We start from the raw sequence: 24,160 nt of genomic DNA on the forward strand, positions 1-24,160 counted from the left end.
GCGCTCTGACATCGCTGCGCGGTTGCCGTCACCCCGCCGTCGCCGTGATCGCGAACCCGATCGCTGTCGTGATGAGGATGAGCGCAGCCATTGCATAGCCGATTCGGTGACCTTCCGCGCGTTCACGCACGAGCGCTGCGACGACGGTGAGACAGGCCCACGATGCGGCCAGCAGAGCGAACGTGAGGGCGGCGATCGGCCGCGCGGAAGACGGCCACATTGCGGCGGAGATCGCGCCGAGAGGCACGAACAGGAGCGCTGCACACCACCAGCGGAAACGCGGCGGAAGATCGGGCGGGAAACTCGCAGCGGGAGTGAGGGGCGCAGCGCCTGCACGACGGAGGACGTCGGCCACGTCGCCCCGCTCGGACTTCTCCGTCCAGGTCGACGAGAGATCCATCAGACGGGTGAGTGGATCTCTGCCCGGCTTGCGCAGGAGCACCGTCGCGAAGGCGTCGCGCTCTTCCGGCGTCGTCAATCCTGCGATCGTGCAGCCCCAACGTCCGGCGTCGACGGGTCTGCCGCGACGGCGCGCGTCCTCGACGAGTGCCGTGCGGGCAACCGGGTCGTCGGTGGTCCTGGCGAGCGACCGCAGCATCACCCGCCCTTCCGGTGGACGCTCGACGAGGAGTTCGAGGGCTCGTCGCTGGGCGAACTCCGCGTCGGCGGCTCGTGCATCTTCGGAGGCTGTTCGCCCCGTGAAGAGCAGGATGAGCACCCCTAGAAACCCTACGGCCCCCGAGATGACGAGGATGCTGAACGAGTCCTCGAGCGACTCGCCGACGAGACTGCGCCACAGAGTGACGACGGAGGCGCACGACGCCATGAGGGTGCCGGTCGCGACCAGAAGACCCCCGCCGCACCCGACCGGGAAGGACCGGCCGCCGTCCCGCGGCCCTTTCGCGGTGTGCGCCGGGGCGACGAGGTCGACGACTTCCGGTGGAACGGGGTCGTTCCACCGGATTCCGAGGTACCGGCGGACGAAGGTCCCCCCGTCCGCGTGGCTGAGCAAGCATCGACGCAGCCTCGTGATCTCGTGCGGTTGCGCCCACCCGGGGAAGACGATGCCCCAACGTCCGGCCTGCGCGGGGTCGCCGAGGAGCCGGTAGTGCTCCGCGAGCGCTCGGCGGAGTCCGGGGTGGGCGGCCGCGCGCCACTTCGCTTTCTCCCGCGCGGCGCGCGTGTCTTCGGGAGTGCCAGCGCCGGCGAGCCGCTCGATCAGCGCGTCGAGCCTCTTCTTTCTCACCGGCTGAGTATCTCGCGCCGCCGTGTGCGCCCCGCCCGCCGCAATAGACTCGACGCCGTGACCGCTGCCTCCACGCCCGAGCTCGAAGCCGACCGCCAGGCCCTCATCGGCCTCATCTCCGACGAGGCGGTGTTCCACGGCGACTTCACGCTCTCGAGCGGCAAGAAGGCGACGTACTACGTCGACATGCGCAAGCTCACGCTCGACCACCGCGCAGCTCCCGCGATCGGGCGTCTGGTGCTCGACCTGGTGAAAGACCTCGACGGCGTCGTCGCCGTCGGTGGCTTGACCCTCGGCGCCGACCCGATCGCCAACGCCGTCATGCACGAGTCGGTGCATGCCGGTCGCCCGCTCGACGCGTTCGTCGTGCGCAAGGAACCGAAGGACCACGGCCGCGGCCGTCAGATCGAGGGCGCCGACGTCGCGGGCAAGCGCGTGGTGGTGGTCGAAGACACCTCGACCACCGGCCAGTCGGCGCTCAAGGCCGTCGAGGCCCTGCGCCGTGAGGGCGCCGAGGTCGTCGCCGTGGCGGTGATCGTCGACCGCAAGACCGGCGCGCAGGCCGCGATCGAGGCCGAGGGCCTGCAGTGGCTGGCATCCATCGACCTCGACGACTTGGGGCTGCAGCCGCAGTAGGCGCGTCGGCGCCGGCGCCCCTCACCAGGGCGGCCCGCGGCGAGCTCGGTCCACCTACCCGGCGTCACGGGAACAGGGCGTGCGACGAGGACAGGGCGCTCAGCGGCGGATTGCCCTGTTCTGGTGGCATCGCCTGTTCTCGTGACGTGGCGGTGAGCAGCGGATGCCGGGCGTCTCTCACGCGCGACGGCCGCCTTCTCGTGACGAACTGTCGTCGGCCCGGGTCGCGCACTCCCGCCGCGAGCGTCAGCGCGGCTCGTCGTCGCCCGGTCCCGGCCCGTCGAACGGGTCACGGCCGCCGCCGCCCCGGCGGGATCGCCGCCACTGCACGATGAACGCCACGAGCGTGCCGGCCGTGATGAAGAAGGCCGTGATCAGCCAGAGCGTGCGGTCGTCCATGTCGTCCTCCTCGGAGGCTCAGAGCCCCGCTTCGAGTCCTTCCTCGCCATCGGCGAGTTCGGTCTCGATGGGCTCCTCGCGCACGAGTTCTGCCACCGACCCCAGGATCTCGTCGGGGCGGAAGGGGTAGCGCTCGATCTCGCGCTGGTCGCTGATGCCGGTGAGCACGAGGACCGTGTGCAGGCCCGCCTCGATGCCCGCGACGATGTCGGTGTCCATGCGGTCGCCGATCATGCCGGTGTTCTCGCTGTGCGCGCCGATGCGGTTGAGCGCCGACCGGAACATCATCGGGTTCGGCTTGCCGACGATGTACGGCTCCTTGCCGGTCGCCTTCGTGATCAGCGCGGCGATGGCGCCGGTCGCGGGCAGCACGCCTTCGGTCGAGGGGCCCGTGGCATCCGGGTTGGTGGCGATGAAGCGTGCGCCGCCGCGGATGAAGCGGATGGCCTTGGTGATGGCCTCGAACGAGTAGTTGCGCGTCTCGCCCACGACGACGTAGTCGGGGGCGGTCTCGGTCATGATGAACCCGGCCTCGTGCAGAGCCGTCGTCAGCCCCGCCTCGCCGATCACGAACGCGGAGCCGCCGGGCATCTGCGACTTCAGGAAGTCGGCGGTCGCCAGCGCCGAGGTCCAGATGGAGGCCTCCGGCACGACGAGACCCGAGGCGCGGAGTCGGGCGCTGAGATCGCGCGGGGTGAAGATCGAGTTGTTGGTGAGGACGAGGAACGGCGTGCCCTCGGCCCGCCACTGCGCGAGGAGTTCGGACGCCCCCGCGATCGGTGTGTTCTCGTGTACGAGAACGCCGTCCATGTCGGTGAGCCAGCACTCGATGTCGCCACGGGTCCGCATGAGGTCAGCCTAACCCGGGCGTCCGACACCGCACGTGGTGGAAATGCGCGGGCGGGCCCGACCGAGGTCGCGACCCGCCCGTTTGCGGCGCGGACTTACTTGAACGAGTCCTTGACGTTCTCGCCGGCCTTCTTGGCATCCGCCTTCGCCTGCTCGGCCTTGCCCTCGGCGACGAGCTTGTCGTTGTCGGTGGCGTTGCCGATGGCTTCCTTCGCCTTGCCCACGATGTCCTGAGCGGCGTTCTTGATCTTGTCGTCCAGACCCATGATGTGACTCCTTTTCGAGTGTTCGGCGTCGGCGGCGACCCATCTCGTCGCGACGGAGCGTGTGCTCACCAGGGAGACGGAGGAGACGGATGATTCGTCACGCGATGGTCGGGAAAAGTTTTCCCGACGGCGATATGCCGGAGAAGGAATGAACCCGTGACGGCGGCCGGTGTTCTCGTTAGGGTCGGAGAGTGACGCGAGCCGAGTGGGACCCCCGGACCCTCCCCGATCTGTCGGGCATGTCTTATCTCGTCACCGGCGCGACGCGCGGACTCGGATACTTCGCGTGCGAGCAGCTCGCTGCCGCAGGTGCTCAGGTGCTGCTCACCGGACGCAACCCGAACAGGCTCGCCGCAGCGAAGGCGGCGGTGAAGCGGTCGCACCCGGATGCCGCGATCGAGACGCTCCTGCTCGACACCAGCAACATGGGGTCGGTGCGGGCCGCGGCGGCCACGGCCCGCGCTCGCGGGCGCCTCGACGGCCTGCTGCTCAACGCCGGCGTCGTGCACCCGCCGAAGCAACGGGAGGTCGTCGGCGGGCACGAGCTCGTCTTCGCCACGAACGTGCTGGGGCACTTCGCGCTCGCGGGCGAGTTGCTCAAACCCCTCGCCGCGGCGCGCGGCCGCATGGTGTGGGTGGGCAGCATGTCGACCTCGATATGGACGCATGTGCCGACCGATCCCGAGCTCGTGGAGGGGTACACCCCCTGGCGCGCGTACGTGCAGTCGAAGGCCGCGACGACGGCACTCGCTCTCGAAGCCGACAGGCGTCTGCGCGCGCACGGCGTGCCGGTGCAGAGCCTCGTCGCGCATCCCGGCTTCTCGACGAGCGGTCGCACCCGCGGTGTGCGCGGTGTGAACGAGCCCAGCAGGCTCAAGCGCTTCGTCGACAACCTGCAGGCTCCCCTCACGCAGTCGAAGGAGCAGGGAGCGTGGGCGTTGGTTCGCGCGTTGGTCGACCCCCTCGCCGACGGTGGAGAGATGTACGGTCCGTCGCGCGTCGCCAAGGGAGAACCGCGCGTGGCGACCCCGGCGCGACGGACGCGACGCAGCGACCTCGGTGCCGACCTCTGGCGCGCCTGCGAGACGGCGACCCATGTGCGCTGGCCTTTCGATCGCGCCCGCCGCGCGGCATCCTGAATCCCCCGTTCCGATGCGGGATCGCGCCCTCCCGTGATCGGGTGGAGCAGGCGGCCTCCGACACGAGCGATGGCGCAGACCTGCGCGGTCCTGCGCCGCGCGGCGTCGCGGTGCCGGGGTGCGCCGCCACGCCGCGCGGCGTCGCGGTGCCGGGGCGCGCCGCCCCTGAGGGTCAGCGGGTCAACCAGACCGAATCGGCCGCGCCGGCGGGCAGCGCCATCTCGACGCCGTCGGCGCGCACCACGGTGTCGGAGACGACTTCCAGCTCATGCCCCACGTCGATTCCGCGCTCCACGAGCGCTCGCAGGAGCTCGGGATCGCGGTCGCTGACGCGGAGCACGCGCCCCGCGTGGCCGGAGGCGGCTCGCGACAGCAGCACGAAGGGCTGACGGTGCACGGTGCCGTCGGCATCCGGGATCGCATCCCCGTGCGGATCGAAGCGCGGGCGGCCCAGACGCGCGTCGATGCCCTCGAGCAGACGGTCGCTCAGCGCGTGTTCGAGCACCTCGGCCTCGTCGTGCACCTCATCCCACGAGTAGGCGAACTCGCGCACGAGCCACGTCTCGATGAGGCGGTGACGACGGATGACGCCGGCCGCTCGCCGCTCGCCCGCGGGAGTCAGCGACACCGGGCCGTACGGGCGATGCGTCACCAATCCCTGGGCGGCGAGCTTCTTGACCATCTCGGTCACGCTGGAGGGGGCGAGGCCCAGCACGCCCGCGAGCTGCGAGGGCGTGATCGGGGTGTCCTGCCACTCGGTGTGGTGGTAGATCGCCTTGAGATAGTCGTCGGCCACGGGCGATTCCACGCCGTCAGCCTATCCGCCGGTGAACACCAGCCAGAGGAGCACGACGTTGAGGGTGATGAGGAACACGGATGCCGCCACCCCCGCCACCGTGGTCGCGACGCGGTTGCGGTACGAGCCGAGCACCGCGGTCTGCGCGGTGAGAGCGACGAGGGGGACGAGGGCGAACGGGATGCCGAACGACAGCACCACCTGACTGAGCACCAGCGCCAGGGTCGGGTCGACGCCGAGGGCGAGGATCACGAGCGCCGGGATCAGCGTCACCAGGCGTCGCGCGAGCAGGGGGACGCGGATGCGGAGGAGCCCGTGCATGATCTCGGCGCCGGCGTACGCGCCCACCGAGGTCGAGGCGAGGCCGCTCGCGAGCAGACCGACGGCGAAGAGCGTCGCGACGAGCGGCCCGAGTCCATCGCGCAGCGCCGCGTACGCGCCCTCGAGGCTGTCGGTGCCGTCGACCCCGGCGAGGTTCGCGGCGGCCAGCAGCAGGATGGCGAGGTTCACGGTGCCGGCAACGGCGAGGGCGATGGTGACGTCCCAGCGCGTCGCGCGCAGCAGGCGCGGGGTCGCGATGCCGCGGGCTCGCTCGAGAGAGGAGGCGGCCGTCGTGGCCGGGTCATGGGTCGTGGGTGCGGGGGCGCTGCGGGGGGCGGCGGGGCTGAGGGAAGCGGGAGTGGCGGCGCCGTAGGGAGAGATTGGGTCGGCTGCGGTGGTCGCGGCGGAGGTGCGCGGGGCGGGCGCGTCGGCTGCGGCGGCGCCGAGCGGGGCGGTGGACCGGATGGGCGTGCGACCGGGGCCGCCGGTCGATGCCTGCGCCGTGGCATCCGTCGTCGTCTGCGGAGTGCCGGGGGTCGGCGCGAACCGGTCGCGCGCGAGCGCCGAGTGCGCGTAGATCGCGTGCGGCATGATCGTCGCCCCGAGGATGGATGCCGCCAGCAGCACCGACTCCGTCCCCTCGAAGCGGGGGAGCAGGCCGCCGATGACGCCCTCGGCGGCGGGAGGCGCGAAGAAGAGGCCGAACGAGAAACCCACCGCGATCACCAGCAGCAGACCGATCAGCACCGTCTCGAAGGCGCGTGCGCCTCGGCGCGTCTGCACGAGCAGGAGGATCATCGACACGACGCCGGTGATCACACCTCCCCACAGGAGCGGGACGCCGAACAGCAGGTACAGCGCCACCGCACCGCCGATGACCTCCGCGACATCGGTCGCCATCGCGACCAGCTCGGCCTGCAGCCAGTACGCGCGGCGCGCCCACGGTCGGCGGATGCGGCGCCCGAGCACCTGCGGCAGGCTCTCGCCCGTGACGATTCCGAGCTTCGCCGAGAGGTACTGGATCAGCCACGCCATGACGTTGCCGAGCACCACGACCCACACGAGCAGATAGCCGAAGGCGGCCCCGGCGGTCATGTTGCTCGCGACGTTGCCGGGGTCGAGGTAGGCCACGCCCGCGACCATGGCGGGGCCCAGCAGCCACAGCGCGCGCCCGGGCGCGTGGCGGCGGTCGGGGGCCCGCAGATTTTTCGGCATGCCGAAAAGCTAGCAAGTTTTCGGCAAGCCGAAAAGCGCCTCTCGCAGGTGCGGAGCCGGCTGCGTGCGGGATCGCCGAGTTCGTTCGCGCTGATGTGTCGTCGCGGGCGTTCGTTCGCGTCGATGCGCGTCGCGCGGTGTCGTCGCGCGGGCGCGCTCGCGCGAAACGGCGCGAAGGAAGCGCGCGCGGGCGTACCGGCGCGCGTGAGCGGCGCGCAGCCGTGAGGTGCGCGGGCGTCGAGTCGCGTCGCTGTGTCGTCGCGCGGGTTCGTTCGCGCGAAACGGCGCGAAGGAGGGAACTCGCGGACAAAGGGGCAGCGCGCCGCGCGGGTAGCCTGAGGCGGTGACGGATGCCGACGAGCCCACGCACCCGCCGCAGGGGACGAGTCAAATCCAGCGGGCGGATGCCGGGACTCCGGCCATGCAGTCTGGTCCGAAGCCGACGGCGGGCGATGACCAATCCGCTGTCGTCACCCACGGGGTCGGACCGTGGGAGGGGGAGTGGCCGGACGATCCGCGCTACGACCCCGAACTGCTCGCCGAGGGCGACCGCCGCAACGTGGTCGACGAGTACCGCTACTGGACGATGGACGCGATCGTCGCCGACCTGGATGCCAAGCGGCATCCGTTCCACGTCGCCATCGAGAACTGGCAGCACGACCTCAACATCGGCACCATCGTGCGCAGCGCCAACGCGTTCCTCGCCGCCGAGGTGCACATCGTAGGCAAGCGCCGCTGGAACCGCCGCGGCGCGATGGTCACCGACCGGTATCAGCACGTGCGGCACCACGAAGACGTCGACGCCTTCATCGCGTGGTCGCGAGAAGCGGGTCTGCCGGTGATCGCCGTCGACAATGTCGAGGGATCGATTCCGATCGATCGGGCCGAGCTGCCCGAGCGGTGCGTTCTGCTGTTCGGCCAGGAGGGACCGGGGGTGTCGCCCGAAGCGATCGCCGCCGCGACCGGGGTGGTCGAGATCACGCAGTACGGCTCGACCCGGTCGATCAACGCCGCGTCGGCGGCCGCGGTGATCATGTACGAGTGGTGCCGCCGCTGGGCCTGAGCGGCGTGTGACGTTCCGCGGTGAAACGTGGGGTCTTTGTCGGTAACAGACCCCCACGTCGACGCGCCGCGACGGTTGACTGTCGGCACGCGCTCGACAGCGTGCGGCGAGGCGGATGCGTCCCGCGGCGAATCGAGCGAGGTGCCCGTCCCCGGTGGCAGCCGGGGAGGGCGCGCAACCGAATCACACACCTGGGAAGGAACGATCATGACGATCACGGATTCAGCGACGACGAGCCTGTCCGACCGCTGGCGAGACGCACCCACGCCACACACTAGCGCCGGCTGGATCGCGCGCGCTCGCGAGGTGGCCGACATCCTCGCCGTCGACGCGGTGGAGCGCGATCGCGCGAACCGGGAGCCGCGGGCCGAGGTCGATCTGCTGAAGTCGTCGGGGCTGGTGACGCTGCTCGGCCCGCGCGAGCACGGCGGCGCCGGCGAGACCTGGGACACCGCCTACAAGGTGATCCGAGCGGTGGCCCGCGGGGACGGTTCGATCGGCCAGCTCCTGGGCTACCACTACCTGTGGGGGTGGGCTGCGCGACTGGTCGCCACCGACGAGCAGATCGCCGCCGTCGAGGAGCTGTACACCTCGAACTCCTTCCTGTTCGGCGGTGCCGTGAACCCCCGCGACTCCGATCTCGTCATCCGAGAGGAGGGCGACGAGCTGGTCTTCTCGGGCCGTAAGTCGTTCTCGACCGGCGGTCGCGTCTCCGACCTCACCGTGCTCGAGGGGGTGCTCGAGGGCACCGACACGCACATCTTCGCCATCGTGCCGACCGCTCAGGAGGGGATCGTCTTCGCCGGCGACTGGGACAACCTCGGGCAGCGTCTGACCGAGTCGGGCTCGGTCGAGATCCGCGACGTGCGGGTGCCCTGGTCGGCTGCCGCCGGCTTCGTCGACAAGCAGTTCCGGCCGCTGGTGTACAACACGCTGAACGTGCCCGCGATCCAGCTCGTCTTCGCCAACTTCTACCTCGGCATCGCCGAGGGCGCCCTCGACACCGCGTCGGCCTACACGCGCGACCGGACGCGCCCATGGCCCTACGGCGGCGACGACAAGGAGCGCGCCACCGACGAGTGGTACCTGCTCGAGGGGTACGGGATCCTGCAGTCGAAGCTCTGGGCCGACGGGGCGCTGCTGGATGCGGCGGGCGCCGAGATCAGCGAGGTGCTGCATGCGCCTCGTGAGGAGCTCACGGCGCGCCGCCGCGGGGAGATCGCCGTGCGCATCGCGGCGGGCAAGCTCCGCATCGTCGACGACGGGCTTGAGGTCGCGTCGAAGATCTACGAGCTCACGGGCGCCCGGGCGACCTCGAACGCCGTGGGTCTGGACATCTTCTGGCGCAACCTCCGCACGCACAGCCTGCACGACCCGATCGCCTACAAGAAGCGCGAGGTCGGCGAGTACGTGCTGCTGAACCAGGTGCCCGTTCCCACCTGGTACACCTGATGGGTCGCGGGTGGGCGCCGACCGCGCCCACCCGCGCACCGTCGCCCATCGGCCCATCGGCTCATCGGCCCATCGGCCCATCGGCCCATGGGCCCACCGGCCCATCGGCCCATCGGCCCATGGGCCCACCGGCCCATCGGCCCATCGGCCCATCGGCCCACCGGCCCACCACGCGCGCACCGCCTCTCCCGCAGCCGTCGCGGGCGATGCGGACGTCAGCCGCCCGCGGTCATCCACGCCTTCCCGCGCACGCGCAGACCGAGCGTGAGGGCGCGCGCCAGCATGTAGACGCCGAAGAACGCCGCGGCGAGCCAGGCGAGGCCGGCGGCGCCGCCCCCGGCGAACAGCGCCACGAGCACGAGCGCCGGCACGTACGGCACGAGGTTCAGCACCCCCGCGACGGCCAGGTAGCGCGCATCGCCGGCGCCGATGAGCACGCCGTCGAGCACGAAGACGATCGCGGCGAGCGGCTGGGCGACCGCGAGGACGAGGAGAGCGGGCTGGATGAGGGCTGCGATCGCGGCATCCCCGGTGAAGACGAGACCGAGCACCCCCGATGTGGCCGCCACCACCGCGCCGACGGCGACGCCGAAGCAGATGCCCCACGCGCTCGTGCGGGCCAGCACCCGTGCGACGGTGTCGGTGTCGGCCGCGCCGAGCGCGTGCCCGATGAGCGCTTGCGCCGCGATCGCCAAGGCGTCGAGGGCGAACGCGGCCGTGGAGAAGATGGTGAAGGCGATCTGCCACCCGGCGAGTTCGGCCGACCCGAGCCCCGTGGCCACCGCGACCGTCGCGAGGAACGCCGCGCGCAGACTCACCGTGCGCAGGAACAGCCAGCCCCCCGACCGCACGGTGCCGCCGAGTCCCTCCCGCTGGGGCCGGACGGATGCCGCGTGCCGGGACGCCAGCCGCCGTACGACGAGCACATAGGCGCCCACCATTCCCCACTGCGCCGCGACGGTACCGACGGCGGAGCCGGCGATCCCCCACCCGAACCCGTAGATGAACAGCGCGTTCAGCAGAGCGTTGGCGCCGAACCCCAGGCCCGCGATCCACAGGGGCGTGACGGTGTTCTGCATGCCGCGCAGCAGGCCCGTCGCGGCGAAGACGACGAGCATGGCGGGCAGACCCCACATCGAGATCGTCAGGTAGGTGCGGGCGTTCTCGGCGACGTCGGGCGCGGCGCCGAACAGGTCGATCACCAGCGGCGTCAGGATCGACCCGACCGCGGCGAGCACCGCGCCGAGAGCGAGCGCGAGCCACATGCCGTCGATCCCGACCGAGACGGCGCTCCCGGGCTCTCCGGCACCGAAGCGCCGCGCGACCGCGGGCGTCGTCGAGTACGCCAGGAACACCATCAGGCCGACGATCGTGTGCAGCACCGCCCCGGCGATGCCCAGGCCCGCGAGCGGCGCCACGCCGAGGTGGCCGACCATCGCGGCATCGACGATGAGGAACAGCGGCTCGGCGATGAGCGCCCCCAGCGCCGGTACCGCGAGCCGCAGGATGGAGCGGTTCAGCGTCGCCGGCGGTGTGGTCGTCACTCTTCGAGCCTATGGCGGACCCCCGACATCTGGCATCGGGCATCGTGCATCGGGCGCCAGGCCCCGGTCTCGCGGATGCTGAGGGCAAGCGTCACAACGTCAGTGATGTGTACAACCTCTGCCGGCGTCGGGGGGATGCCGCTGAGGTTGTGCACATCGCGGAGGTTGTGCGCGGTGGAAATCGGGCCGTCAATTGCGCGGCGAGCGGGCAGCCTCCCTACTCCTCGGAGCAGGCACAGAGTCGCGGCATTTATCCTGTCTGCATGACCGACACCCCCCGCTCCTCCGGTCTCGCGCTCGACGAGCTCAGCGACGAGATCCGCCCGCAGGACGACCTGTTCCGCCACGTCAACGGCAGCTGGCTGGAGCGCACCGAGATCCCCGACGACAAGGCCCGATGGGGCTCGTTCCATCTGATCGCCGAGCAGGCCGAGGCCGACGTGCGCACCATCGTCGAGGAGTCCCAGGATGCCGAGGCCGGCAGCGAAGCGCGCAAGATCGGCGACCTGTTCGCGAGCTTCATGGACACCGACCGCATTCAGGCGCTCGGTCGTGAGCCTCTCGCGTCGCAGCTCGAGCGCGTCGACGGCGTCGACGGCATCCCGTCGTTCCTGCGGCTCGTCGGCGAGCTGGAGCGCGACGGCATCAGCGGGCTCATCGCGCTCTTCGTCGAGCCCGACCCGGGCAACCCGACGCGATACGTTCCGGTGATCTACCAGGGGGGCATCTCACTGCCCGACGAGAGCTACTACACGCTCGACAACTTCGCCGAGACGCGCGAGGCCTACCGCGGTCACATCGCGCGCATCCTCGAGCTCGCCGGGGTCGCCGAGGCCGCGGCATCCGCCGATCGCATCTTCGCCCTCGAGACGGAGATCGCCGCGAACCACTGGTCGCGCGAAGACAGCCGTGACTCGGTCAAGACCTACAACCTGAAGTCCTGGGACGACACTGTCGCCCTGGCCGGTGTCGATCTGGAGCCCTGGCGGGCGGGCGTCGCGCCCGGGCACGAAGACGCCTTCGCCGAGGTCGTCGTCTACCAGCCGAGCTTCGTGGAGTCGCTCGGCACGCTGCTGGTGGAGGAACGCCTCGACGACTGGAAGGCGTGGCTGCGCTTCAAGATCGTGCACGCGGCGGCCGCCTTCCTCTCCGAGGACTTCGTCGCCGAGAACTTCGCCTTCTACGGCACGCAGCTCACCGGTGTGCCCGTCAACCGCGAGCGTTGGAAGCGCGGGGTCAGCCTCGTGGAGGCGGCTCTGGGTGAAGCGATCGGCAAGGTCTACGTCGAGCGCCACTTCAAGCCGGCGGCCAAGGAGGCGATGGACGGTCTCGTCGCCCACCTCATCGAGGCGTACCGCCGCTCGATCCAGAAGCTCGACTGGATGACGGACGAGACCCGCGAACGCGCCCTCGCCAAGCTCGACACCTTCGTGCCGAAGGTCGGCTACCCGGTGCGGTGGAAGGACTACTCCGACGTCGAGGTCGACGCCGGCGACCTGGTCGGCAACGTCCGTCGTGCGCACGTGTGGGAGCACGACCGTCAGCTGGCGAAGGTCGGTCAGCCGATCGACCGCGACGAGTGGTACATGACCCCGCAGACGGTCAACGCGTACTACAACCCCCTCATGAACGAGATCGTGTTCCCGGCGGCGATCCTGCAGTACCCGTTCTTCGACGCCGACCGCGACGCCGCCGCCAACTACGGCGGGATCGGCGCGGTCATCGGTCATGAGATCGGTCACGGTTTCGACGACCAGGGCAGCCGCTTCGACGCCGACGGATCGCTTCGCGATTGGTGGACGGATGCCGACCGCGCGGCGTTCGAGGAGCGCACCAAGGCCCTCATCGCCCAGTACGAGGCGCTCGTCCCGCAGGGGCTGAGCGAGGAGCACCACGTCAACGGCAAGCTGACGATCGGCGAGAACATCGGCGATCTGGGCGGCCTCGGCATCGCGATCGCCGCCTACCGGCTGTTTCTCGCCGAGCAGGGTGAAACCGAGGGTGATGGGCCGATCGTCGACGGGTACACCGGCATCCAGCGTCTGCTGCTCAGCTGGGCGCAGATCTGGCAGCAGAAGGGCCGGGATGCCGAGACCATCCGCCTTCTCACCATCGATCCGCACTCGCCGAACGAGTTCCGGTGCAACCAGATCGTCCGTAACATCGACGCGTTCTACGCGGCCTTCGATGTGACCGAGGGTGATGCGCTCTGGCTCGATGCGGACCAGCGCGTCACCATCTGGTGAGGTTGCGTTTGTTGTCTTCCTGACACGGAAGGAGCCACGCTCGTGGGCATGCCCCCGGTACCCGACCCCGCTCTGCCCGAACCCCTGGGCGGGCCGGTGGCGTCGTCTCGACGCGACGCCCCGGCCCTCCGCGGGGCGGGGCGGAAGGGACCCAAGCGCCTGCCCCGACGAGCTGCGGCCGGAAGACGCTCCTTCACCGCGACGTTGCGCGCGCTCGACGAACTGGCGTCCTCCGGCGCTCAGGTCTCAGTGCGCATCGACGACCTCGACGGTGGATCGCAGGTGCTCGCCGGCGACGACTTCCTCACGCTGCCGGTCGGCGGCCTGGGGGTCGTTCCACTGCTGGTGGAGGTGGCGGCAGCCTTCGAGGCGGGGCGCATCGACCCCCTTGAGATCGTCGACCGCTCCGCCGTGCAGGGGGCGGCGCACGGGGGAGTGTGGCAGCACCTCAAGGCACCGGCGCTGCCGCTCATCGACGTGGCGATGCTCGCGGCATCGTCGGGTGACGCCCTCGCCGTGAATGCGCTGCTGCACCGCGTGGGGCTGCAGGCCGCGCGCTCGCGCATCGAAGAGCTGGGACTGCGGCGGACGGCCCTGCTCGATCGCTTCCGCGACGACCGGGGTCCCGACGACGCCCCCCATCTCGCTCTGTCGACCGCCCGGGAGATGGCCCACCTCTTCGCGGGACTGGTCAATTCCACGGTCGTCTCGCCCGGTGTCAGCGCCCAGGTCGCGGAGTGGCTGAGCTTGAACCACGACCTCTCGCTCGCGGCATCCGCCACCGGGCTCGACCCCTTCGCGCACGAGAACGACCAGCACGGGCTCCTGTTCGTCAACAAGACGGGGCGGGCGGCGGGCGTGCGCGCCGAGGCGGGCGTGCTGGGCGGACCGCGCGCCGGCGTCGCCTTCGCGCTGATCGTCAACTTCGACGACCTGACGATCGCGCACCGCCTGCGCGCGCACGATGCGTTCCGCGTGCTGGGCGTGGAGCTCATGGAATACGTGTACTGATCGCGAGGGCGCCCGCGCGGACGTGACCCAGCGACCCGGCCGTGCCCCCTCGCCGCCCGGAACACCCGCGGCTGCGGTCCCGGGCCGCGCGACGGCGAACGGGCCGAGCGCCCCCGCCGTCCTGCGCTGATCGTCCATAGCGCACCGCCGTGATGGCACGCCAGCCGCGGCGTCGATGTCGGACACGGTGGGTACAGTCCTCGAAACGCAGACGGCGAGCCGGGGAGGAGCAGTGATGGGCGCGATCGACCTCGCTCTCGTCGCCGTCGCGGCCGTCCTGGTGGTCTGCATCGTCGCGGGACTCTGGCGCGGCGTGCGCGGCCCCACGGCCGAGGACCGCTTGACGGCCTTCGTCCTGCTCGGCACGAGCGGCGCCGCGCTGTTCGTCGTGCTGGCATCGGCCCTCGATGTGCCGGCTCTGCGCGACGTGGCGATCACGGTCGTCGGGCTCGCCACCGTCACCGTCGTCGTCTACACGCGGAGGCAGCCGCGATGATCGATGCCCTCGTGCTCGCCCTGCTCCTCGTCGGCACGGTCTTCGTCGTGGCGGGGACGTTCGGTCTGCTCCGCTTCCCCGATCTGCCGACGCGCTTGCACGCGGTCGCCAAGGCCGACAACCTCGGCCTCGGCTTCATCGTCGTCGCACTCGTGATCGACGTGTTCTCCCGACCCGGCGACGGCTCGCCCCTCGGCGTGGCGCTCAAGCTCGTGCTCATCTGGCTGCTCGCCCTGCTCGGCACGGCTGCGAACTCGCACCTGCTCGCCGGTCATGCGCGGGCGGCGGAGTTCCCGGATGCCGCGCCCGCACGGCCGCCGACCGCCTCGAGTGATCGAAAGACCGGCGAGTGAGCGGCCTCGACATCCTCGACACGGTGGTCGTCGGAGCGGTGCTGGTGACCGCCCTCGTCGCCGTGCTCGTGCCCGGTCGCGCGGCGGCGCACACGGCGTTCCTCGTCTTCGGCATCCTGCTCGCGGTGCTGTGGGGGCGGGTCGACGCCCCCGACGTGGCGATCGCCGAGGCGGCGCTGGGAGGCGGCATCGCCGGGGCGCTCCTCGTCGATGCGCTCGAGCGACGAACGCCCCCGCCTCCCGGGAGCAGCGACGGCCGGCGCACCGTCCTCGCGATCATCCTCGGCGGCGTCGCGGCGGCGGCGCTGGTCGTGATCGTGCGCCGGCTTCCCCCGGAGCCGGCGCCGCTGGCCGCCGACGCGTTCGCGAACCTCGACCGCACGGGGGTGAGCAACCCGATCACGGCGGTGCTGCTGAACTACCGCAGCCTGGACACGCTGCTCGAGATCGCGGTGCTGGTCACCGCGGCCGTCGCGGTGGGCGCCGTCGCGCGGGAGCGCATCCGGCCCGTCCGGGAAGCCGAGCCCGTGCGACGCGCCCTCGCCCTCGTTCTGGTGCCGGTCCTGCTCGTGCTGGCGGTCTGGATCCTCGTCGCCGGCTCCCGTCAGCCCGGCGGCGCGTTCCAAGCAGGGGCTCTCGCGGCGGCCGCCCTCGTCGTCGCGCACCTGTGCGGCATCCCGTACTCCACTCCTCGCGGGCGGACGGCGATGGCCGTCGCGGGCGGTGGGGTCGTCGCTTTCGTGCTGCTCGGCGTGATCGGGCTCGGGGCCACCGGCGCGTGGCTCGGTCTCGATCCGGCGTGGGCGGGCGCGGCAATCCTGGCGATCGAGGCCGTGCTGGCGGTGTCGATCGCCGTCGCGCTGGCCGGGGTGTTCCTGGGCGCGGGCGCCGTCGACGTCGAGAGCGACGAGGCGCCCGTATGAGCACCGTCGAGCTGTTCCTGGCCGCGGGGGCGGTGATCTTCGCGGTGGGCATCGCCGTGCACCTGCTGGTGCGCGATCTCATCCGCCGCATCGTCACCCTGAACGTGGCGTCGGGCGGTGTCATGCTCGTCTTCCTCGCGCTGGCCGATCGCCGGCCGGACGGTGTGGCTCCCGATCCCGTTCCGCAGGCCCTCGTTTTGACCGGCATCGTCGTCATGGCGGCGATCACCGGCCTGGCGCTCGCCCTGGCCCGTCGGATCGAGCGGACGGATGCCGAGGACGAGGCGCCGACGGGGGAGGGGAGCTCGTGAACGCACTCCTGTCCCTCGTCGTCCTCGTGCCCGTGCTCGGTGCGATGGTCGCCGCTTCCGTCCCTCCCCGTGCGCGGGCGGCGGTGACGATCTCGGCCACCGTGCTCACGGGTGTCCTGACGGGCGTAGTCGGCGGGCACGTGGCATCCGCCGGGGCCGTGCGCACCGAGCTGGCCGGGTGGGCGCCGCCCCTCGGGATCGCACTCGTGGCCGACGGGCCCTCGATCGCGATGGTGGCGCTGAGCGCGCTCGTCGTGCTCGCAGCGGCGGTCGCGGGGGCGCTCGATCGACGCCTCATCGGCTCGCCCTCCTTCTGGCCGCTCGTTGGTGTCGCGTTCGCGGCCGTCAACGGCGTCTTCGTCGCGGGCGACCTGTTCAGCATCTACGTGCTGCTCGAGCTGCTCACCCTGGCCGCGGTGGGTCTCGTCGCCCTGGGCGGCGCGAAGGCGACGGCGCCCGCGCTGCGCTACCTCTTCGTCGCGGTGACGGGGTCGCTGTTCTACCTGCTCGCGGTGGCACTCGTCTATGGCGAGACGGGCGCCCTCGATCTGGCCATCGCGGCCGAGCGCATGCCCGAGGGGGCGACGGCGGCCGCAGTGATCGCGCTCGTCGCCGTCGGGATGGCGGCGAAGATGGCCCTCTTCCCGCTGCATTCGTGGTTGCCGGTCGCCCACCCCGCGGCGCCTGCCGCGGTGAGCGCACTGCTGTCGGCGCTCGTCATCAAGGCCTCCCTGTTCGTGCTGTGGCGGGTCTTCTCCGCGCTCGGTCCGGTCAGCGGCCTCACTCCGATGCTCGCGACGGTCGTCGCGGCGGCGGGCGCGACGGGCGTCGTCTGGGGCGGCATCCTCGCGCTGCGTCGCGACCGCCTGAAGACCGTGATCGCCTATTCGACCGTCGCACAGGTGGGCTACCTCGTCCTCATGCTGCCGCTGCTCGGCTCGGTCGTCGGGGCCGAGGCGGCGTGGAGCGGCGGGATCGTGCTCGCCGTCGCGCACGGTCTGGCGAAGGCGGCGATGTTCCTCGCGGCGGGGTCGCTCGTCATCGCCTACGGGGACGACCGCTTGGAGGGACTCCACGGGGCCCTGTCCCGGATGCCGCTGACCGCCGCCACCATCGGGGTAGCCGGTGTGAGCCTGGCAGGGCTTCCGCCCGCGCTCGGCTTCGTCGGGAAGTGGCAGCTGCTGCAGGCGGCGTTGGCCGAGGGGGCCTGGTGGTGGGTCGCCGTGCTGCTGGTCGGGGGTCTGCTCACCTTCGCATACACCGGCCGGATGATCGCGGCGATGTTCAACGTGCCCGGGGAAGACCCGCCGCCCCCGCATGAGACGCCTCGGCGCGCGCTGGTCGCCGTCCCCTTCGCGCTCGCTGCGCTGTCGCTGGTGCTGGGCCTGTTCCCCGGCCCGCTCGTCGACCTGCTGGTGGGCACCCTTCCGGGGGGAGGACGCTCATGACCGTCATTCCCAGCGCCGTTCCCGTCGTGCTGATCCTCACCTCGCTCGTGCCCGCGCTGCTCACTTTCGCCGTGCCGGAAGACAAGAGGTGGATCCGCACCACCCTCAACCTCGGCGGTGCGCTCGCCAAGGTCGCGCTGGTGGCCGTCCTCATCCCGTTCGTCCTGCAGGGCGAGCAGCTGCGCGCGGAATTCGCCTGGATCCCGGGCCTGCCCATCGTCTTCGTCACCGACGCGTTCTCGCTGTTCTTCGTCGCGCTGTCGGCGGGGCTGTGGCTGGCGACGACGATCTACGCGATCGGCTATCTGGAGGGCGCCCCCAACCGCAGTCGGTTCTTCGGCTTCTTCAGCCTCTGCGTCACGGCGACGACCGGGATCGCTCTCGCCGAGAACCTCGTCACCTTCCTCATCTTCTTCGAGCTGCTGACGCTGGTGACCTACCCCCTCGTCGCCCACCGCGGCACGGCGCAGGCTCTGCGGGGGGCGCGCACGTACCTCGGCTACACGCTCGTGGGCGGTGTCGTGCTGCTGCTGGGCGTCGCGTGGCTCACTTTCGAGGTGGGGCCGGTCGAGTTCTCGCCGGGCGGCATCCCGGCCGTCATCGAGTTCGCACAGCGCGACCCCGTGTCGGCCACGATCATCGGGGCCCTGCTGCTCACGGGCGTGGGGGTCAAGGCCGCCCTCTTCCCCCTGCACGGCTGGTTGCCCGTCGCGATGGTCGCCCCGGCCCCGGTCAGCGCGCTCCTCCACGCCGTCGCGGTCGTGAAGGCCGGCGCCTTCGGCATCATCCGCGTGGTCGAAGACACCTTCGGTCTGCAGACCGCGTCCGACCTGGGGTTGCTCACGGTGCTGGCGGCCGTGGCATCCGTCACCATCGTCTACGGATCGGTGCGCGCCCTCTCACAGGACGACCTCAAGAAGCGACTCGCTTACTCGACCGTGTCGCAGGTGGCCTACATCGCGCTCGGGGCGGCGCTGCTCTCGCCGCTGGCCACCGCCGGTGCCGTCGCCCACATGGTCAACCAGGGGTTCATGAAGATCACCCTCTTCTTCTGCGCGGGTCTCTACGCCGAGGAGCTGGGGCTGTCCAAGGTGAGCCAGCTCGCCGGGGTCGGACGACGGATGCCGCTGACCACCGCGGCCTTCACCGTCGCCGCCCTCGGCATGATCGGGCTCCCTCCCCTCGCGGGGTTCGTGTCGAAGTGGGCGCTGGGAGTCGGCGGACTCGAGGCCGGTCAGCCCTGGGTCGTCGCGGTGCTGCTGACGAGCACGATGCTGAACGCGGCGTACTTCCTGCCGGTGGTCATCGCCATGTGGACGAAGCCGCCGGTGAGGAGCGAGGCGGGCGGCGCGGCCCCCGACATCGCCGACCCGGTCGATGAGGACGAGCTGAGCGGTGAGGGCGCCGGTGGCGAACCGGTGCGCCGGCTCGAGGCGCCGGCGGCGCTGCTCCTGCCCGCCCTCGCGACCGCGGTCGTCGTGGTGGGTCTCGGGATCGCGGCCGGGTGGGAGTACTCGCCCTGGTCGATCGCCCGGATCATCGCGGATGGAGCGTGGCCGTGACCTGGATCGCCGCCTTCCTCCTGCCGCTCGTCGTCGCGATGGTGATCGGCGCGCTCGGTCGCCTCGGCGGCCTCCGCTCCCACCAGGTGCGCGCCTGGCTCGTGCGCCTCTCGTGGCTCGCGGTCGTCCCCGCGGGTGTCGCCGCCCTCGTCGACCCCGGAGGAGTCCACCGGATCGACTGGATGCTGCTGGGTACCACGATCTCGATCGACGGCATCGCCCGCCCGCTCGTCCTGATGGCCGTGGCGCTGTACGGCCTCGCCCTGTCGTTCGTGGTGCGCGGCAAGAGCGACCGCACGCACGTGCTGACGGCCTTCCTCCTGCTGTGCTTCACGGGCAACGTCGCGGTGTTCCTCGTGGCCGACCTCGTCACCTTCTACCTCGCTTTCGCCGCGATGAGCTTCCTCGGCTACGCGATCGTCGTGCACGACCGCACCGACGGGGCGCGCCGGGCGGGCGCCATCTACCTCGTGCTCACCGTTGTGGGGGAGTGCGCCGTGCTCGCGGCGCTGATGATCCTCGCGTCCGAGGGCGTGACGACCGTCGCGGAGGCTCCGGCCGCCGTCGCGGTCTCGCCGTGGCGCGACGCGCTCACCGCGCTCCTTTTGATCGGTTTCGGGGTCAAGGCCGGCACCGTACCGCTGCACGTCTGGCTCCCGCTCGCCCACCCCGCCGCCCCCAGTCCCGCGAGCGCCGTGCTGTCGGGGGCCATGTTGAAGGCCGGCATCGTCGGATGGCTGCGCTTCCTGCCGCTGGGCGAGAGCGCCGAGCCGGTCTGGGGCGGGGTGTTCCTCGCGCTGGGGCTGGTCGGCGGACTCCTCGCCGCGGCGGTCGGCGTGCTGCACGACAACCCCAAGGTCGTGCTCGCCTACAGCAGCATCAGTCAGATGGGATTCCTCACTGCGGTGATCGGTGCCGCCCTCGTCGCCCCCGACCTCGCTCCGGCGTGCGTCGCGGCGGTCGTGGTCTACAGCGTCTCGCACGGGCTGGTGAAGGGTGCGTTGTTCCTCGGCGTGCAGGCGTGGGATGCCGAGCGGATGCCGCGGGCCCTCGTGCTCGGCGCGCTCGCCGTGGCATCCCTCGCCCTTGTCGGCGTGCCGTTCACGAGCGGGTTCGTCGCGAAGTACGCGGGCAAGGAGGCGGTGGGCGACGTGCTCGTGCCCCTCGTGCCGGTCGCGGTGGCCGACGTGCTGCCGTGGTTCGGGGTGGGTTCCACGCTGCTGCTGGCGCGGTTCTTCGTCGTGCTGATGCGGCGGACACGACACGCGCACCGAACGGCGGTGTCGCGCGACGTCGCGTGGGTGCTCGTGTCCGTCGCGGCGGTGGTGCCGGTGGCCGTGCTCGCCGACGCATGGGCGCCTCCGGTGTCGGTGCCCGACTGGTTCTCCCCCTCGACGATGTGGGCACAGACCTGGCCCCTGCTGGTGGGGCTGGCCGCCTCGGCCGTGGCGTGGGGCCTTGCCCGGCGGGTTCCGGCGTCTGCCGTCCTCCACCCGCGCGGCGACGTCATCCCGCCCGGCGACATCGTCGTGATCGAGGAGCGCGCGGCGCGCGCGCTCGGCCGCGTGTTCGCCCGCGCATCGGGGGGTCTCGGTGCGGCGCGTGACGGACTCCTCACGGCGATGCGGCGGAGTCCGTCCCCGTGGCCCGCGTTCGAGCGCGTTCAGGCCGGGGTGGGCACATGGGTGGGCTCGGGCGTCGTGCTGGTGCTGATCCTGGCCGCCGCGCTGTGGGTGGCCGTCGCATGGGGCGGTGCGCGGTGATCGTTTCGCTCCTCGTGCGCCTGGCCGTCGTCGCGGTCCTGTGGCTGGCGGTGACGGAGCTGGCCCCGTCGGCCCTGGGCTACGGGCTCGTCGGCGTGCCGGTCGTCGTGGCGGCGACGTATGTGCTGGCGCCCCGACGGGATGGCGGTGTCCGGGGCGTCGACGCGGGGAGCGTCGGCCGCGGTGTCGTCGCGCGGCGGGTGCGCGGCATCCTGGTCGTCGTCGGGTTGGCGGGGTGGGTGCTCTGGCGCTCGGTGGTCGGGGGCATCGACGTCGCGCGCCGCGCGGTTCGTCTGCCGCGCCCCGACATCGACCCGCGCTGGACCACGTATGAGACGCGGCTCCGCTCTCGGGGGGCGCGTGTGGCGCTCGCGCTGGTCATGAACCTCATGCCGGGGAGCCTCTCCGCGCGTCTCGACGGGACGCGCCTCGACGTGCACGTGATCGATCCCGCCCTCGATGTGCACCGGGCGATCGCCGACCTGGAGGGGCGGCTGGCCCGGGTCGAGGACGCGTTCGGCTGACGCCCGGCCTGCGATGCATCCCTGAGCGGCACCGGTCCGGCCCGGGGCATGTTTCGGGCGGCCGTTACCCGCGTCGGCGGGACCGCGGTCGTCTGCCGCAGTGGGGTCGGAATGGTCCCGCACCGTCGACCGAAGCGCAATCCCTCCTGGGGTGTCGATCGGCGCTGGGACGCTGGTGGCCTCGAAACGACAGAAGGGACCGGGGCCATGTCCGACTCCACCACCAGCACCACCGACCCGTTCGCCGACAGCAGCGGCCCCGAGGGCCATTCGATCACCGACTGGACCGACCTCGGCCGTGAGATGTGGTCGTATCTCACCGGTCGTGGCGCGGCTGTGAACTACTCGTTCGTCGACATGACCGTCGAGGTCCCCCGCGACATCGGCCCCGACGCGCCGCGCGCGACGTGGAAGCTCAACGGAACCCTCCGCGTCACCACGAGCGACGACACCGCGGCCGGGTCCGACCCGTACCGCGGCAACTGAGGGGCGGCGGGCGACATGGTGCGCCTCGACATCGACCTGGCGTTCTCGGAGCGGGAGCAGGGGGCGGATGCCGAGACCCCGCCCTTCGAGGGGACGGTCACGGCCGCGGGTACCGAGGTGCGCATCGTCGTGAGCGACCCCTCGCGGCTGCCGGGAAACGGTCGGCGCACGCTCGCCGAGCTGTCCACGGTCGCCGAGGCCCTGGCATCCCGAGGCATCTCCGTGAAGCTCGAGGGGCCGGACGGGCCGATCCTGCAGCTCGGCGACGTGAAGAAGAGCGTCCTGCAGCGTGCAATCACGGGGTCGCGGCACATCCGGCTCGGGTCGGTGGCGGCGGTGGCGCCGCTGCTGACGCGGCGCAGCAAGGGGCAGGCGTTGACGTTCCCCATTCCGCCCGAGACGCCGTTCCCCCTCGTGCCGACCGTCAACCGCACCGTGCGCCGGCGCGTCACGACGACGCACTACACGCCCGGCTCCGGGCGTCCGCGGCTGATCTTCGCCGTCGGCGACGCGACCTGGGACGGCTCGCGTCCCCGCGAGTTCGACCTGCTGCCGACCAAGACGGTCATCGGTTCCGGCGACGAGGCCGACCTCCGCCTTCCCGGGCTCGCTCCGGTGCACGCCGAGATCCGACACGAGGGCGACGACGAGTACGTGCTCTACGGCTTCGACGTGGTCGGCGGCGGCGGGGCGCGTGAGCAGGGACCGGGTCGTGGCGGCGGCGGCCGCATCCTGCGCACCGGCGCCCGGATCGAGCTGGGCGCCTGGCGCCTGGCGTACTTCCGCGCCGAGTTCGCCGACCACGGTCGGCCCTACGGCGGCCGCGTCGGCGGCGAGCTCGCGCGTCAGCGCAAGCAGCCGCCCCGCGGAGGAACAGGGCCGCTCAGCCGCGCGAGCGACCCCGACTGACGCGGAGGCCGTCGGCATCCGTCCGCCGGGACCGCACTCCTTCGCCCAGACCGCACGTGTGTGCGCACTCGCGTGGATGTTGCGAACCGCGTGCGGTCTGGGGGCGGGGCCGGATGCCGGGCGTCCGTGGCGTCAGAAGACGATCGTGTGGTTACCGTCGCGCAGCACGCGGTCTTCGGCGTGCCACAGCACGGCGCGGGAGAGCACCTGGCGCTCGACGTCGGCGCCGCGGCGGGCGAGGTCGGCCGCGGAGTCGGCGTGCGTGACGCGCACGGTGTCCTGCTCGATGATGGGGCCCTCGTCGAGGTCGCTCGTGACGTAGTGCGAGGTGGCGCCGATGAGCTTGACGCCCCGCTCCTTGGCCTTCTTGTACGGCTCGGCGCCGATGAAGGCGGGCAGGAAGGAGTGATGGATGTTGATCACCGGCACGCCGATCTTCTGCAGGAAGTCGGGGGACAGGATCTGCATGTAGCGCGCCAGCACCACGAAGTCGACGTTGCCGACGAGCAACTCGAGGATCCGCGCCTCGGACGCCGACTTGTCGGGCCCGGGCGTCGACGGCACGTGGAAGAAGGGCACCCCGAACGAGCGCACGTCGTCGGCGGAGGTGGTGTGGTTCGACACGACCATCGGGATGCTGACGGGCAGGTCCCCGCGCCGGTGGCGCCACAGCAGGTCGAGGAGGCAGTGGTCCTGCTTCGACGACAGGATCGCCATGCGCTTCGGGGTCGAGAGATCGGTGAGGGTCCAGTCGAGCTCGAACCCGTCGCCGAGCGTCGTGGCCAGATCGGCCTCGATCTCGGGGAGGGCGGCCGGCAGGTCGGGCCGGTGGAACACGACGCGCTGGAAGTAGGCGCCGTCGCGGAGCTGGTCGGAGTACTGATCGAAGGCGACGATGTTGCCGCCCTGGCGCGCGATCAAGGTCGACACGGCGGCGACGATGCCGGGGGTGTCTTTGCCGTGGACGATGAGACAAGCGTGATCGGGCTGCAGGTGGGGGCTCGCGGAGGCCATTAGACCATTCTGTCGTGCGCGCGCGATGTCGCCGAACACGGCTCGCGTGGGGTGCGGGTCCGCGCGTTCGCGGGTGGCCCCGGGGTCACGTTCGGCGCGCCGGGGCCATGGGTGGGGTGTGGTCCGCGCGTTCGCGGGTGGCCCCGGGGCCACATCTGGCGCCCCGGGGCCACCTGTGCACAGCGGCT

General features: G+C 71.5%; 24 protein-coding genes. 16 read left to right on the top strand and 8 right to left on the bottom strand.

The features are described 5' to 3' along the window. Nucleotides 1–28: 28 nt before the first annotated feature. Nucleotides 29–1,246, bottom strand: a complete 1,218-nt coding sequence (locus QE392_RS05090; RefSeq protein WP_307448883.1) for a hypothetical protein — start codon at nt 1,244–1,246, stop codon at nt 29–31. Between the two features lie 57 nt (nt 1,247–1,303). Between QE392_RS05090 and pyrE the strand changes: the two genes are divergently transcribed. Then, on the top strand, nt 1,304–1,882 hold the full coding sequence (pyrE, locus tag QE392_RS05095) for an orotate phosphoribosyltransferase (RefSeq protein ID WP_307448886.1): 579 nt from the start codon (nt 1,304–1,306) through the stop codon (nt 1,880–1,882). Nucleotides 1,883–2,128: 246 nt separating this feature from the next. On the opposite strand, the gene QE392_RS05100 is transcribed toward pyrE, so the two are convergent. The 3 genes from QE392_RS05100 to QE392_RS05110 form a co-directional block, all read right to left on the bottom strand. Next, the gene (locus QE392_RS05100; RefSeq protein WP_307448889.1) at nt 2,129–2,281 is read right to left on the bottom strand and encodes a hypothetical protein; all 153 of its coding nucleotides are present in this window, start codon (nt 2,279–2,281) and stop codon (nt 2,129–2,131) included. 18 nt (nt 2,282–2,299) lie between these two features. Next, nucleotides 2,300–3,130, bottom strand: a complete 831-nt coding sequence (locus QE392_RS05105; protein ID WP_307448892.1) for an HAD-IIA family hydrolase — start codon at nt 3,128–3,130, stop codon at nt 2,300–2,302. 95 nt (nt 3,131–3,225) lie between these two features. Next, nucleotides 3,226–3,396: a CsbD family protein gene (locus tag QE392_RS05110; protein ID WP_307448895.1), complete on the bottom strand. Its 171-nt coding sequence runs from the start codon at nt 3,394–3,396 to the stop codon at nt 3,226–3,228. A 191-nt stretch (nt 3,397–3,587) separates the two neighbouring features. Between QE392_RS05110 and QE392_RS05115 the strand changes: the two genes are divergently transcribed. Continuing rightward, nucleotides 3,588–4,535, top strand: a complete 948-nt coding sequence (locus QE392_RS05115) for an SDR family NAD(P)-dependent oxidoreductase (RefSeq protein WP_307448898.1) — start codon at nt 3,588–3,590, stop codon at nt 4,533–4,535. A 172-nt stretch (nt 4,536–4,707) separates the two neighbouring features. Here the strand turns inward: QE392_RS05115 and QE392_RS05120 are convergent, their stop codons facing one another. Together QE392_RS05120 and QE392_RS05125 are read right to left on the bottom strand one after the other, a co-directional pair. Further along, nucleotides 4,708–5,343: a metal-dependent transcriptional regulator gene (locus QE392_RS05120; protein ID WP_307448900.1), complete on the bottom strand. Its 636-nt coding sequence runs from the start codon at nt 5,341–5,343 to the stop codon at nt 4,708–4,710. Between the two features lie 9 nt (nt 5,344–5,352). After that, nucleotides 5,353–6,867: an Nramp family divalent metal transporter gene (locus QE392_RS05125; protein ID WP_307448903.1), complete on the bottom strand. Its 1,515-nt coding sequence runs from the start codon at nt 6,865–6,867 to the stop codon at nt 5,353–5,355. A 421-nt stretch (nt 6,868–7,288) separates the two neighbouring features. On the opposite strand from QE392_RS05125, the gene QE392_RS05130 reads away from it, so the two are divergent. Continuing rightward, nucleotides 7,289–7,930: a TrmH family RNA methyltransferase gene (locus QE392_RS05130; protein ID WP_307454031.1), complete on the top strand. Its 642-nt coding sequence runs from the start codon at nt 7,289–7,291 to the stop codon at nt 7,928–7,930. A 207-nt stretch (nt 7,931–8,137) separates the two neighbouring features. Beyond that, nucleotides 8,138–9,382, top strand: a complete 1,245-nt coding sequence (locus QE392_RS05135) for an acyl-CoA dehydrogenase family protein (RefSeq protein ID WP_307448906.1) — start codon at nt 8,138–8,140, stop codon at nt 9,380–9,382. 215 nt (nt 9,383–9,597) lie between these two features. Here QE392_RS05135 and QE392_RS05140 read toward each other — a convergent pair whose 3' ends face one another. Then, on the bottom strand, nt 9,598–10,926 hold the full coding sequence (locus QE392_RS05140) for an MATE family efflux transporter (RefSeq protein WP_307448909.1): 1,329 nt from the start codon (nt 10,924–10,926) through the stop codon (nt 9,598–9,600). A 263-nt stretch (nt 10,927–11,189) separates the two neighbouring features. Here QE392_RS05140 and QE392_RS05145 point away from each other — a divergent pair, with 263 nt between their 5' ends. From QE392_RS05145 to QE392_RS05200, 12 genes are all read left to right on the top strand, one after another. Next, a complete protein-coding gene (locus tag QE392_RS05145; protein WP_307448913.1) occupies nt 11,190–13,172 on the top strand; it encodes a M13 family metallopeptidase in 1,983 nt (660 codons plus the stop codon). 48 nt (nt 13,173–13,220) lie between these two features. Beyond that, nucleotides 13,221–14,183, top strand: coding sequence for a serine hydrolase (locus QE392_RS05150; protein WP_373426439.1), 963 nt, complete (start codon nt 13,221–13,223; stop codon nt 14,181–14,183). A gap of 235 nt (nt 14,184–14,418) precedes the next feature. After that, nucleotides 14,419–14,679 (top strand): hypothetical protein, encoded by a 261-nt coding sequence (locus QE392_RS05155; RefSeq protein WP_307448919.1) that lies wholly within the window; start codon nt 14,419–14,421, stop codon nt 14,677–14,679. After that, on the top strand, nt 14,676–15,032 hold the full coding sequence (locus QE392_RS05160; RefSeq protein ID WP_307448922.1) for a monovalent cation/H(+) antiporter subunit G: 357 nt from the start codon (nt 14,676–14,678) through the stop codon (nt 15,030–15,032). The genes QE392_RS05155 and QE392_RS05160 overlap by 4 nt, the downstream gene beginning before the upstream one ends. Next, on the top strand, nt 15,029–15,955 hold the full coding sequence (locus tag QE392_RS05165) for a hydrogenase subunit MbhD domain-containing protein (RefSeq protein ID WP_307448925.1): 927 nt from the start codon (nt 15,029–15,031) through the stop codon (nt 15,953–15,955). Before QE392_RS05160 ends, QE392_RS05165 begins: the two co-directional genes overlap by 4 nt. Beyond that, nucleotides 15,952–16,266: an NADH-quinone oxidoreductase subunit K gene (locus QE392_RS05170; protein ID WP_307448927.1), complete on the top strand. Its 315-nt coding sequence runs from the start codon at nt 15,952–15,954 to the stop codon at nt 16,264–16,266. Before QE392_RS05165 ends, QE392_RS05170 begins: the two co-directional genes overlap by 4 nt. After that, nucleotides 16,263–17,714 (top strand): complex I subunit 5 family protein, encoded by a 1,452-nt coding sequence (locus tag QE392_RS05175; RefSeq protein ID WP_307448930.1) that lies wholly within the window; start codon nt 16,263–16,265, stop codon nt 17,712–17,714. The genes QE392_RS05170 and QE392_RS05175 overlap by 4 nt, the downstream gene beginning before the upstream one ends. Next, complete coding sequence (locus tag QE392_RS05180) at nt 17,711–19,276, top strand: complex I subunit 5 family protein (protein ID WP_307448933.1); 1,566 nt, start codon at nt 17,711–17,713, stop codon at nt 19,274–19,276. Before QE392_RS05175 ends, QE392_RS05180 begins: the two co-directional genes overlap by 4 nt. Beyond that, complete coding sequence (locus QE392_RS05185) at nt 19,273–21,039, top strand: complex I subunit 5 family protein (RefSeq protein WP_307448936.1); 1,767 nt, start codon at nt 19,273–19,275, stop codon at nt 21,037–21,039. The genes QE392_RS05180 and QE392_RS05185 overlap by 4 nt, the downstream gene beginning before the upstream one ends. Continuing rightward, a complete protein-coding gene (locus QE392_RS05190; protein WP_307448940.1) occupies nt 21,036–21,563 on the top strand; it encodes a Na+/H+ antiporter subunit E in 528 nt (175 codons plus the stop codon). The genes QE392_RS05185 and QE392_RS05190 overlap by 4 nt, the downstream gene beginning before the upstream one ends. A gap of 207 nt (nt 21,564–21,770) precedes the next feature. Continuing rightward, complete coding sequence (locus QE392_RS05195) at nt 21,771–22,049, top strand: hypothetical protein (RefSeq protein ID WP_307448945.1); 279 nt, start codon at nt 21,771–21,773, stop codon at nt 22,047–22,049. 15 nt (nt 22,050–22,064) lie between these two features. After that, nucleotides 22,065–22,958: an FHA domain-containing protein gene (locus tag QE392_RS05200; protein WP_307448949.1), complete on the top strand. Its 894-nt coding sequence runs from the start codon at nt 22,065–22,067 to the stop codon at nt 22,956–22,958. A gap of 132 nt (nt 22,959–23,090) precedes the next feature. Here QE392_RS05200 and purU read toward each other — a convergent pair whose 3' ends face one another. Further along, entirely contained in the window at nt 23,091–23,972 is an 882-nt protein-coding gene (gene purU / locus QE392_RS05205) for a formyltetrahydrofolate deformylase (protein ID WP_307448953.1), read from the bottom strand. Between the last annotated feature and the right edge of the window lie 188 nt (nt 23,973–24,160).

Source organism: Microbacterium proteolyticum, from assembly GCF_030818075.1.
Taxonomy (GTDB): Bacteria; Actinomycetota; Actinomycetes; order Actinomycetales; family Microbacteriaceae; genus Microbacterium; species Microbacterium proteolyticum_A.